Consider the following 12,782-nt stretch of genomic DNA (forward strand, 5'->3'; position numbering starts at 1 on the left):
TGTCCTAATTTCAGCAATATTTCCAAAATTGAAGACCAACACAAATAATATCTGATGACATATTACTCAAAATATATTAAATAATTACGCCAAATTATGAAATAACATAGATAGCTTTGCAGTGCGTCTCTTTGGCGCAGCCTCTAATAGAGAATATAAGCACTTTTCTGCAAAGTTCTTGCTTAAGTCCTAATATTGTGAAAACATAGCTTGTGACTAGTTAATACAACTGTCTCTAGCCTTACTCCAGAAAAAAGTACTGGTACTGGTAACAATCATGACGCCATCTCCCAATTCAGGAAACAATCAGGAACCACCTAATCGTCGTGTGTGGCTCCTGCTTTTAGGACGTACCAGTTTGGCTTTGGGTGGGGTTTTGCTGGTTGGAATTGGAGTTGGTGTTTGGTGGGCTAGAAGCTATGTATATAAAGATTTAGCGCCATTAGTGGAACAAAATCTTCAAGAATTGCTTGGGCGTCCCGTAAAAGTTGGGAATGTTGAACGTTTTTCGCTTTCTAGTCTAAGATTTAGCTCTCTATCGATACCAGCAACTCCCACTGATTCAGATCAGGTGGTTGTCAAAGGCTTAGAGGTTCAGTTTTCGCCGTTGCAAGTTCTTTTTACCCGAAAACTAGGATTAAATGTCACGTTAGTTCAACCTAATGTCTACATCCAACAGGAAAAAGATGATAGTTGGGTGACAACTCAAATTAAGGCGGGGGAAGGAGAAGGTTTTATTCAAATTGAGTTGCAGACGCTTCAAATTCAAGATGGCGATGTCGAGTTGATGCCATTCGCCGCACCAACTAAACCGAAAGGCTCGGTAATATTAGATCAAGTTGGTGGTGTTGCCCGATTTTCAGAGCAAAATCAAAGAATTGGTTATGACATCAATGCTCAACTCACTAGGGGAGGCGCTGTTAAAATTGTTGGCGAAACACAATTAAAAGCTCAACAAACTAACCTCCAACTGCAAGCACAAAATTTAAAAGCATCTGATATCAGTCGTTTAATTCAGTTACCTATTGCTCTGCAAGCAGGAGATTTAAATGCTGACTTAGGGGTTCAGATTCCACCCAAACTATCAGAAATAGCCGTTACAGGAACAGCTAGCGCTAATCAAGTCACTGCTAAAATTCCAAATATTCCTCAGCAGGTTTCTAATTTTAATGGGAGATTTATATTTCAAGGTCAGACAGTTACTTTAGATAATCTGAGTACAAACATTGGCAAAGTTCCCCTTTTTGCTAATGGAACAATTAATACTCAAACAGGTTTTAATGTCTCTGCTCAGATAAAACCTGTTAGTGCAAAAAATATCTTAGATACATTGAATGTAAATTCGACAGTCCCGGCTAATGGGGAAATTCAAGCAAATATTCAAGTACTAGGCGCACTTCAGAAACCAGTCCTGAGCGGTAAAGTAAGTAACACTAAACCTATTCAAGTTGACCGCATTCAATTTAAAACTATCAACACTGATTTCCGCTTGAATGTTTCTGAAACTGCATCTCAACTTGCTGTTTCCAATCTGAATATTGTCCCCGCAGCCGGTGGTCAAATTACAGGCGGCGGTGAAGCTTTACTGGGAGCGAAAGATGAGGTAATGTTTAGCGCTCAAGCTGATGGTATATCAGGGGATATACTAGCACGGAGCTATGGCGTGACTCTACCGATCGCAGTTGGGAATGTTTCAGCAAAAGCACAAATCTCTGGCTCACTTAGCAAACAGCCCTTGAACCTCAATATTTCTAATGTTCAAGTGACGCCGCCAGCTGGGGGACAAATCACAGCCAATGGTCAAATTCAACTAGCTCCCCAAGGTCAGGTAGGCGTAAATATTCAAGCTCAAGGTATACCAGGAAATGCGATCGCTCAAGGTTACAATATTTCAACCCCGCTCAATATTGGTGGTATATCTGCGAACGCTAGAGTTTCTGGTTCTCTGGGTAATCCCTTAAACGTGAATGTTGCCCGTGTTCAGGCAAATCCAGAGGTGGGAGGGCAAATAACGGCTAGCGGTCAACTTCAGCTTGCACCCCAAGGTAGGGTAGCATTGAATGTTCAAGCACAAAATTTACCAGGGGATGCGATCGCACGAGCATACAATTCTTCACCCGGCATCACCATTGGCAATGTATCCGCAAATACCAATATTTCCGGCACTCTGAGCAAATTACAAGCAGTAGCGCGGGTGCAAGCGCCTACCGCCACCTATCCCACTACCGGACGAGTTGTTGTTGCTCAACAAGGAAAAAATATCCTTTTGCCAGATGCGGTTTTGAATGTCGCAGGCGGGACAGTCAGAGCTAGAGGTCAACTGGCACAACAACGTTGGCAAGGGGTTGTCAGTACTTCTCAAATTCAACTCAACCGTTTTTCACCAGAACTGCGAGGACGGCTGAATAGCAACATTCAGTTAGCAGGTACAACAGAATCTTTCCAGCTTGCAGATATTCGCGCCGCCGGACAAATCCGCCTTTCCCAAGGAGTAGCGCTGCTGGCAAAACCGCTCACCGCTCAATTTCAATGGAATGGGCAGCAGATTATAGTTGAAAACGCAAGTACCCCAGGATTGAGTGCTAATGGTGCGATCGCTATTCAGTTTCCACCAACTGGCGCACCGGAAATTGCCGGATTTAATTTAAATGTACTGGCGCAGAATTTCAACTTACAAAATACTGGCTTTGAAGTTCCTGGTGATGTAGCCATAGTAGGGTTACTTGATTTTAAGGGACAAGTTACAGGGACTCCAGATGTACCGCAAGCTAATGGCAATATCCGGCTGCGGAATTTCCAGGTAAGTAACTTGGCCTTTGACCCACTGTTAACCGGAAACGTGAATTTTCAAGGGGGACAGGGGGCAAGTCTGCGATTAGCTGGGCAGCAAGATAGGATAGCGTTGAACCTGGGTGCAGATTATCGTCCAACTTCATTTTTGGTACAGCGCGATGAAGCTATCACTACAGGTAGAACTGAGGGAGATAACTTGCTCATCAACGCCCAACAGTTTCCCATCGCTTTGATTGGGGGATTTTTACCTAACAATCAACTGCAACCATTGGGAGGGCAACTATCGGGAAACTTAGTTGTTAATCTAAATAATTATGCCATTGCGGGAGACGTTGCGATCGCACAGCCTCGTGTTGCCAGAGTAGCAGCAGATGAATTTCGCGGCAGCATTAATTATGCTGATGGTACTGCTAGCTTGGCTAATGGTCAATTGCGGATTGGCGATAGCAACATCGCCCTCAGTGGAAATGTGCAAACAGGGAATGACCCGCAATTTCAATTCCAAGCTAATTTTGGTCAAACCAGAATTGAGAGACTTTTACAAGCATTCAATATCTTCGACTTTCAAGACCTTGGTACTGGGTTGCAGCCACCGACATTAGCAGGAGCAGAGGCACTTAACACCGAGTCTATCAGTTTGCCCGATGCAGATTTGAAAACACAGTTAGCATATTTCTCAAAAATTACAGCATCCATAGCACAACAACGGCAAGAAGAGACACAAGAAACTTCATCTTTGCCCAGCCTTGCAGAATTAACAGGTGCTTTGAGTGGAGCAATTACAGCTAGTGGCTCATTAAAATCTGGGTTGAACGTCGGCTTTAATTTTCAAGGTGCTAATTGGCAATGGGGAGATTATTCAATTAATCAAGTAGTTGCTCAAGGCAGTTTTGCCGATGGAATTGTTACACTTTCGCCCTTAAGTGTTGGAATTAATCAAGGACTAATAGCGTTTTCGGGACAGTTAGGAACTGAGCAACTATCTGGAAACTTAAATGTAGCAAGTTTACCTTTATCACTTTTAGAGCCTTTCATTGAACAATACCCCGTAGATATCACTGGTAATGTAAATGCTGATGCCACATTAGCAGGTACTTTACAAGACCCTAGTGTGAAAGGGGAAGTGGCATTAACAAATGCGACTCTTAACAAACAACCTGTGCAAACAGGACAAGTGAACTTTGATTACAACAATGCTCGTTTGAATTTTGACAGTACCTTATTAGTGACAGGAACCCAGCCAGTTGTCATTACAGGTAGCGTACCTGCTCCGTTACCTTTTGCCGAAGTGCAACCCGATAGCAATCAAATCAGCATCAACGCCAATGTGAACAATGAAGGATTGGCATTATTAAACCTGTTTACCAACAATCAAGTCGCTTGGGTAGACGGTCAAGGACAAGTAGATTTAAATGTTCAAGGTACTTTAGAAGAACCGATTATTAACGGCAATGCCACACTTAATAATGCAACTTTTCGCGCTGAAGCTTTATCTGAACCTTTAACGAATGTCACAGGAACAGCGCAATTTAATGGTAATACTGTGAATGTTGAAAGTATCCAAGGTACTTACAACGAAGGGCAAATAAATGTATCAGGCATCCTGCCGATTTTTGAGCCTCAGCAAGCAGCAAATCCTCTCACAGTCTCAATAGCAGACAAACTCGACTTTGAAATTGCCGGACTGTATGAAGGCGGTGTCGGCGGCGATATCGTAATTCGCGGAACAGCGTTAAAACCTGTAATTGGTGGAGATATTCGACTGAGTGATGGTCAGGTGATTATTGGAAGTTCGGCTACTGCTGAGAAAACAGCAGCAGCGACAGCAGAGGCTAATACTAATGTCATAAATAGAGAAGGGGTTAACCCTAACCTCAAACCTACACCAGAGAATAGCGCTGAACCAGTAGCTACGCCAGAAAGTAGCACTAGCGCAGTAACTCCACCCAATTTACCTATAGAGTTTGCAGATTTAAAATTGACTTTAGACGACGATGTTCGTGTTACCAGTCAGTCTCTACTCGACTTTGTACCAGGAGGAGCCGCTTTTAGTCAGCCGATATTGAGCTTTGACGCAAGAGGCGACTTAACCATTAATGGAACATTAGCCAAGCCGCTTCCTGAAGGAGTCATTCGCTTGACAGGAGGACGACTGAGCATATTTTCCACTGAATTTACCTTAGCGCGGGGCTTCGACCACACCGCGCAGTTTATTCCCAGTCAAGGACTTGACCCAAATCTGGATGTCCGACTGATTGCAATTGTTCCGGAAGCATCAGCAAGGAACAGTCGAATATTGGAATCACCATTGTCTGCTGAAATTAGTGATGTTTCTGTAAACAATTTTGGGACTTTACGTAGCGTTCGCGTTCAAGCCAGGGTGGACGGGCCAGCTAGTAGATTGGGCGACAATCTAGAACTTACGAGTGAACCCAATCGTAGTCGAGGAGAAATAGTTGCTCTGTTGGGTGGCTCGATTCTAAGTTCTTTCGGTCAAACAAATGCAACCCAAGGGCTGACTAATTTCGCTAGCTCTACCATTTTAGGTGGTTTACAAGGAACAATCACTGCGATCGGACAGGCTGTTGGTTTCAGTGAATTTCGGATATTTCCTACTCCATCTACCAACGAAGCATCCAGAAGTTCAATTCTTAATTTATCAGCAGAAGGTGTGTTTGACATCAATAGAAATGTATCTCTTTCTTTATCACGTCCTCTTTCTAGCAATGAATCTTTCCTTTACAACGTCCTATATCGAGTCAATGACGAAATTCTGATGCGAGGCTCAAGTAATTTGGGAGATGAAAACCGATTATTAGTTGAGTATGAAACTCGATTTTAAATTACTGCATTGGCATTGTCAGTCAAGAGACTTGTGTGTACACCGTAGCCATTGTAGGGAAGGGGCTAGTACCGCAAGGCGGAATTAAAAATTAAAAATTAAAAATTAAAAATGAAGACAGCGTAAGGGTTTTATTGATTGGGAATGGGTGGTTTATTTCCGCCGTGCTGTACTAGTGTTTACGTCTGTATTAAACTCAACTGAGAAGCTCTATAATTTCCAGAATTAAATTTTTTCAGATAAAGAAGTCCCAGAACCACCACGACGAACTTTAATTAACTCAGCACAGATACTAACTGCAATTTCCTCTGGCGTTAAAGCACCAATATCTAAACCAATTGGTGCATATATTTGATGTAGAAATTCCGGTTCGTAACCTTCATTTTGCAGGATTTTGTACACAGTGGTGACTCGTTTATTGCTACCAACCATGCCGATGTATTTTACTGGATGCTTACGTAGCAAGGGTAAAACGGCTAAATCTTGAAGATAACCTCTAGTAACTAAAGCGATATATAAATTAGTATTTTTCTCTAATATCTCTTGAATTGACGTGATAGGTTCTGCTAACACCTGCGATGCATCAGGAAATCTTTCTTTTGTGGCAAATTCTGAGCGATCGTCTTGTACAATAACTTGAAAACCTGCTATTTTTGCAACCTGCGTTAGAGAAACAGCAATATGTCCTGCACCAATAATCAAAAGTGTTGGTGGCGCTAGCAAAGGTTCAATTAATGCTGTGGTGTGTAAAGATGCAATTATCTCTGTTTTTAGTAGTAAGTAAGGTTTTTCATGTGTATTAAAGGGCGTGATAATTGTTCCAGAACGCCCAGATGTTAAAGTATCTATAATCTGATTAACTAAATTTAAGCTTTCACTCCCTGACCATAACTCTAATAATATTTGCATTATGCCACCACAAACGCCTTGAGTTTCTCGTTGCGGTGCGCCAGATAAATCAATTTCTACAAATTGTTTTTTACCTGTTTGCAGTACTTGCAAAGCTTGCTGATAAACTTTTGCTTCTCCAGCACCACCGCCTATTGTTCCAAATATTTTACCATCGGCGCTAATGAACATTTTCGCACCTACTTCTCTGGGTGTGGAACCTTTAATGCTGGTGACGGTAGCTAAAACTACAGGGCTTTTTTTTAAGGTTTTTGCTAGTTGTTGGTAGAAGTCAAGCATTGATGATGACGAACAGCAAAGGACACAAAGGAAGAAAAGAGTTTCAGTTTAAAAGTTGTTTAGTTTTTGCCAAACCCTTTCGGGTGTTATGGGGAGTTCGTATAGTCTACAATCTGTCGCGATCGCAGCGCGAATTGCATTTGCTATGGCTGGCGCTGTACAATTGGTGGTGATTTCCCCAACTCCTTTAGCGCCATAAGGGCCGTGAGGGTCGGCTTGTTCTACTAAAATTACTTCTATTGGTGGCATATCTGCCGCTGTGGGGATGCGATATTCTCGTAATGTGGGGTTTAAAATACATCCTTGTTTATCAAATAATAGTTCTTCATTTAAAGCATAGCCAATTCCCATTGCTACTCCCCCCATTGCTTGTCCGTGACAAATTCGCGGATTAATTGCAGGGTAAGCTCATCTAATTTGGTATATTATGAACTTGACAAAAGAGACAAGATAAGGATAAACGACTAGATAAAAAATGTACTTGACATCAGAGCAAGATAAGTGAGAAAAATTTAATGCTCTCAAGGAAAAATTTAAAAAATTAAGCTTTATGTCTGTTCGTGCTGCGTCTCGTAGAGAGGGGTTTAAAACTAAATCTGGTAAAAATCGTCATCAGCCCCAACCTGGACAGGTGGCATCGATTGAAGCTATTCAATAGAGTTTAGTCAAGCATTTTGAAGAAATCAAAGATCCAAGAGTAGAGCGGACTAAAAAACATCAACTCACAGATATCTTAGTCATTGCAATTCTGGCAGTTATTGGCGGAGCGCAAGGGTGGGAAGACATCGAAAATTATGGCATCAGCAAGCAACAGTGGTTAGAAGAGTTTTTGGAATTACCAAATGGAATTCCTTCTGATAGCGTAGCGTTAGCGAGTCTTCGTTCGCTTTTAGCGTCTCGTAGAGAGCGTCTGACACCTTCCGACGGGTATTTGAGTTCATCAATCCAGAAGAATTGAATCGTGGTTTTTTGAGATGGGTAGAAACTCTGGTGACAAAGATGGGAGGAGAGATAATTCCCATAGATGGAAAGACAATTAGGGGTTCTTACGACCGAAATCAAGGCGTGGCAGCATTGCACATGATTAGTGCCTGGGCAAGTGAACAAAATTTGGTATTGGCACAGATGAAAGTGGAAGACAAAACGAATGAGATTACAGCTATTCCCGCATTATTAGAGTTACTAGATATTACAGGCGCTATTATCACCATTGATGCAATGGGGACACAGACTGAGATTGCCAAAAAGATTATTGATCAAAAAGCAGATTATGTTCTGGCACTCAAGGCAAATCATCCGACTCTCTACCATCAAATAGAACAATGGTTTCAAACTGCTGCTGCACAGGATTTTCAAGGCATTGATATCAGTTATGACCAACGAATTGAAAAAGGACATCATCGCACGGAAATCCGTCAAGTTTGGTCTATTCCAGTTTCTGCCATTGGTGAACTTTATCAACCCAAAATTTGGGCTGGACTTCAAACCGTGGTTATGGTTGTCCGAGAGCGTCATCTTTGGAACAAAACTACTCGTGATGTTCAATTTTATCTAACTTCTTTACACAGTGATGCTCAAATTTTAGGTCGAGCTATCCGCAAACATTGGGGCATTGAAAACCAAGCTCACTGGACTCTGGATTGTACTTTTGCTGTTCGCGTAGCGGCTCTGAAAGAGCGGATTCTTGTCGCATTCGCTCTTTTCACAGTCCCCGGAATTTTGCTCTTTTACGACGCATTGCTCTCAATGCTCTCAATCGTGAACAGACTTACAAACGTAGTCTCCGACAAAAAATGAAACGCACTGGTATGGATAACGATTACATGATTCGAGTTCTCAGTTCTTCTTTCATTGACTATACATCAAATTCTTCTCAGCCCTTATGTCAAGCCTAATTGAGATGCTCTTACCCTGGGCCTGTTGGCTGGGCTTTTGGAGGTGCAGCTTTAGTTGGTAGTGGAATATTTTTAAAACATGAAAATAAGAAAATTGGTAAAGAAGCCAATAGCCGCGCCTTTGAAATTGAAGGTTTGATACCTAAAGTCAACGCATCAAAACAAGAAGTAGAACTTATTGAGAAGGAAACGATCAGATTAGCTGATCTCATTTCTAGCGAAATCCAATACTTCCAAAATAATGCTCCTAAAGATTACCCAGGATTCAGTCAGCCTTTCAAAGAAAGACTAGCAGTTTTAATTAATTCTATCCATGCGCTGAGTCAGTCACTCAAAAAAACAGTAAACCTCAAGCTGTAGAAATATTTTGTAAGTTTATATTAAGCTACTAACCTTGTTTCGTTGGTAGCTCAATTATTGTGCTAGGTCAACACATGAAAGATTTGGTATATGGATATAAAAATCGGGACTGAGATTTATTTCTCAGTCCCGATAAAAAAGCGGGCTAACCGCTATTTATATGGTTAACCCGTGCAGCTTTGGGAACGCGCAGAGAAATTGTTATTGCAATACCAACTTCACATTGGCGTTTTGCAGACCGCGCTGTTTTACTTCAGCCAAAGTTTTGTTAACGGCATACTTTTGGTTGATTGAGTTGATCAACTCGGTTTGGTTGTGCTTTTTAGCAACGCCCCACAAGTCAGCGATTAGGTCAAAAGAACCATCGCTATTGCGAGACCAGCCGAGGTCATATTCGCCTTCCAACACGGCAACGATGTCAGAACGGACACGCTGACCGTTATAACCACGGACATCAGCTTCAGTCTTTACGCTGATACCGAGGTCGCGCAAAGAAGCTTTGAGGATTTCGGCATCGGTGATCTTGGTACGCAGGGTGCTAAAGTGAGACATTTGGGTTTCCTCCAATGAGAAGATTGAGAAAAACGACAACGGTTTGTTTTGGGCGAAGCCGCGCTTAATTAGGATGCGGCTTTTCTTATAACTGCTAGCATTTTCAGCTAGCCTTTCCCCCTGGGATGGCAGAGGAAAGCTTTTAAAACTCCATTCGCTGATATTCAGCTACGGAGGATGCTGCGGGGCGTGCGCGCTGTCTGGCCCAATCTCTCAGAGCCGTTACTTGTTCTTGCATCGTTCGAGACAGCGGCAATGTTGCCTTCAGTGCAGCAATAATATCTAGTTGGGTGAACTCCCGATCTTGGGCAAAAGCTTCATACATTGCCGCAACGATCGCTTGCTCAACTTCTGCCCCAGAAAAGCCATCAGACATCTTAGCTAGTTGCTCAAGATCAAATCGAGAGATGTCTTCACGGCGTTTCGTCAGGTGGATATTGAAAATATCCTGCCGTTCTTCTGGTGTTGGCAGATCCACAAAGAAAATTTCATCAAAGCGTCCTTTCCTCAAGAACTCGCCAGGTAAGCGTTCTACACGGTTGGCGGTTGCCATGACAAACACTGGTGATTTCTTATCTTGCATCCATGTGAGGAAAGAGCCGAAGATTCTACTTGAAGTCCCCCCATCGGAATCTGAGGAACCTCCACTACCAGCAAAGGATTTATCTAATTCATCGATAAACAAAATTGCTGGAGAAATAGATTCTGCTGTTTTCAGGGCGTTTCGCAGATTTGCCTCACTTCGTCCCACCATTGAGCCGTCGTAGACTCGCCCCATATCCAACCGCAACAGTGGTAAACCCCACAGCCGGGAAGTAGTTTTGGCAATCAATGACTTACCGCAACCGGGAACACCTAGAATTAACATCCCCTTTGGTTGAGGCAAACCATACTCTCTGGCTCTTTCTGTGAAAGCGTTAGAGCGTTGCTTGAGCCATCTTTTTAACTCTTCTAAGCCACCTACAGCATCAATGGTTTCATCTTCTTCAATGTATTCTAAGATGCCGTTGCGCCGAATTAGCTGCTTTTTCTCAGATAAAACGATATCTACTTCATCTTCCGTCAATCGCCCTGTTGTTACCTGTGCCTTACGGTAGACTTTCTCAGCTTCATCTTTAGTTAGACCCAAAGCGGCTCTGAGTAGTTTTTCTCTGGCTTCTGTTGTCAGCCGCCGACCACGATTTTGCTCTATATGGTGAGTTAGTACTTTATTCAACTCAACCATATCTGGCAGGGTAAAGTCGAGAACGACAACTTCCTTTTCCAGTTCTATAGGCACTTGTTGCATCGGAGACATCAAAACGATGTTCTTCTGCATACCTTTGAAACTAGCGATCGCATCACGCAACGATCTGTTAGTCGCAGGCGCATCTATAAAGGGATGTAAATCTTTAAGAATAAATATACTTGGTTCTTTCTGGCGGATGATCCACTCAATCGCCGCCTCTGGGGACACGGTATTATGTTGGGTGACATTCCGGGGTTGACCATACTCCACAATCCCGTGTGTTACTGTCCAAATAAATACTCGGCGCTGGGGCTTTAACAACTGAGCGATTGTGGAAATTGCTTGCTCGGCCCTCTCTTCCTCGGAGGTCACAAGGTAGATTAAAGGGTATTGAGCTTGAATTAGGATATTGAGCTCTTCTTTCATACTTCGACCTACTTGAGACCTTATAGAGACAGTAGAGACATTGCTTCTGGTAAAGACAACCGAATCATGAATGAATAATTCATAATTCCTATCTATTATTTAGCAAGGAACTAACTCTTCCTCACCTTTGGGATTGGTTTCATCTTGATCCATCTCATCAATGGAAAGATGCTCTTGACCAACTAATCCTGGTTGATTGCCCAAAGCAACCAGTTCCCCATCACGTAAGACTAGTGAACTATCACAAGTTGGGCATGAATAAACTCTATGAGTCCGCCCATAAGAAGAATCTTCTGCCTCGTCAACCAATTCTGAATTAGATAGGTAAAAAACGAGGGCACGTTCGGCAAGCTCTGACATTGGTTCGGAATCGACTGCTGAACGAATCTTCAGTTTCTTGTGCAACTCTGGCGATAAATACAAAGTGACCTTTTGCTTAGTTTGCGTTTGCATATAACTCTTTAACGGTCTTACCCGGGTATGTATATCAAGTTATAGGTTCTTTTATTAGTTGTCAAGACAGTAAAGCGTTTTGACGCCAATTTTGTTACATTCGTTTACATTCTCGATTGAGATGCTATTTATAAATAGCCATCACCAACTGTATACAGCAGAAAATTTCATGGGTTGTGGTTCGTAGTCAGTGGCTCTAACCCTTGAAATTGAGCGATTTATCGCTGACTACAAATCTAATGTGGCAGACTACTAGTACAGCACGGCGGAAATAAACCACCCATTCCCAATCAACAAAACCCTTACGCTATCTTCTATTTTTAATTTTTAATTCCGCCTTGCGGTACTAGTTGGCTGATTGAGAATGGTGCAATCTCTGAGTTTCTGGTATTTCTATAAAATCAGTGACTTTGACAAAATGTGTAATGTAAATGGCGACTGCTAATAAAACTTGTAGTTTGGGGCGAATAATTTATCGGTTTGCCGCCAGTGTTAGCGGAGTCATTGCCCTGTTAATAATCCTGTGGGGTTGTACTGCAAATGATTTTAATAACGCCGGAGCGATCGCCTGGAAAACTTATAGCAACTCCCGTTATGGCTTTGAATTTCCATATCCGAGTAACTGGACTTCTTTAGCAGCCTCAGAAAATGGTGATGGAATTGCGTTTATTTCACCACAGGATAACTCAGTGGAAATTCGGGGGTGGGCAAGTCATCAGCTACCAAATGCTCAAGAATCTGTAAAAAAGATGAAACACAACTTTCAGACCGCCCAAGGAGTATCTGGGGTAATGGTTGTAGAAGTTGATCAACAAGTAGGTTCAATGACACTGACACTAACTCAGAGTCAAGTGAAATACTATTTGCAGGGACGAAGCAAGAGCCAAGAATTTCCAGATTACTATCGTTTGTTTTATTACATTGCCCAGCAGTATCGGATTTTAAAGTTCTGAAATATGGGCATTGGACATTAGTTGTGAATTCTTCTCCCGCTTCTCCCCCTGCTTCCCCTACTCCCTACTTCTTCTCCACTCTCCAATTCCCC

The 12,782-nt window shown here is 42.4% G+C and carries 8 protein-coding genes and 1 pseudogene; 4 read left to right on the plus strand and 5 right to left on the minus strand.

Annotated features, from left to right (window positions below):
- Positions 1–277: 277 nt before the first annotated feature.
- A complete protein-coding gene (locus HUN01_RS12605; RefSeq protein ID WP_181931558.1) occupies positions 278–5,635 on the plus strand; it encodes a translocation/assembly module TamB domain-containing protein in 5,358 nt (1,785 codons plus the stop codon).
- Between the two features lie 225 nt (positions 5,636–5,860).
- Here the strand turns inward: HUN01_RS12605 and HUN01_RS12610 are convergent, their stop codons facing one another.
- Positions 5,861–6,823 carry an XdhC family protein gene (locus HUN01_RS12610; protein ID WP_181931559.1) on the minus strand — a complete coding sequence of 321 codons (963 nt, stop codon included), beginning with the start codon at positions 6,821–6,823 and terminating at the stop codon, positions 5,861–5,863.
- Between the two features lie 48 nt (positions 6,824–6,871).
- Entirely contained in the window at positions 6,872–7,174 is a 303-nt protein-coding gene (locus tag HUN01_RS12615) for a molybdopterin cofactor-binding domain-containing protein (RefSeq protein ID WP_238846234.1), read from the minus strand.
- A gap of 331 nt (positions 7,175–7,505) precedes the next feature.
- On the opposite strand from HUN01_RS12615, the pseudogene HUN01_RS12620 reads away from it, so the two are divergent.
- Both HUN01_RS12620 and HUN01_RS12625 read left to right on the plus strand, forming a co-directional pair.
- A pseudogene (locus tag HUN01_RS12620) lies at positions 7,506–8,718 on the plus strand (ISAs1 family transposase).
- Positions 8,719–9,078 (plus strand): hypothetical protein, encoded by a 360-nt coding sequence (locus HUN01_RS12625; RefSeq protein WP_181931560.1) that lies wholly within the window; start codon positions 8,719–8,721, stop codon positions 9,076–9,078. It begins immediately after the preceding pseudogene.
- Between the two features lie 201 nt (positions 9,079–9,279).
- On the opposite strand, the gene HUN01_RS12630 is transcribed toward HUN01_RS12625, so the two are convergent.
- The 3 genes from HUN01_RS12630 to HUN01_RS12640 all read right to left on the minus strand — a co-directional run bounded on the left by HUN01_RS12630 (position 9,280) and on the right by HUN01_RS12640 (position 11,737).
- Positions 9,280–9,630, minus strand: a complete 351-nt coding sequence (locus HUN01_RS12630; protein WP_015136553.1) for a DUF1257 domain-containing protein — start codon at positions 9,628–9,630, stop codon at positions 9,280–9,282.
- Positions 9,631–9,772: 142 nt separating this feature from the next.
- Positions 9,773–11,284: a stress-responsive protein Ycf46 gene (ycf46, locus tag HUN01_RS12635; protein ID WP_069074698.1), complete on the minus strand. Its 1,512-nt coding sequence runs from the start codon at positions 11,282–11,284 to the stop codon at positions 9,773–9,775.
- Positions 11,285–11,383: 99 nt separating this feature from the next.
- Positions 11,384–11,737 carry a slr0373 family blue light stress response protein gene (locus HUN01_RS12640; protein ID WP_181931561.1) on the minus strand — a complete coding sequence of 118 codons (354 nt, stop codon included), beginning with the start codon at positions 11,735–11,737 and terminating at the stop codon, positions 11,384–11,386.
- A gap of 431 nt (positions 11,738–12,168) precedes the next feature.
- Here HUN01_RS12640 and HUN01_RS12645 point away from each other — a divergent pair, with 431 nt between their 5' ends.
- Positions 12,169–12,690 carry a hypothetical protein gene (locus HUN01_RS12645; protein ID WP_181931562.1) on the plus strand — a complete coding sequence of 174 codons (522 nt, stop codon included), beginning with the start codon at positions 12,169–12,171 and terminating at the stop codon, positions 12,688–12,690.
- Positions 12,691–12,782: the final 92 nt, after the last annotated feature.

The sequence above is a fragment of the Nostoc edaphicum CCNP1411 genome, from assembly GCF_014023275.1.
Taxonomy (GTDB): Bacteria; Cyanobacteriota; Cyanobacteriia; order Cyanobacteriales; family Nostocaceae; genus Nostoc; species Nostoc edaphicum_A.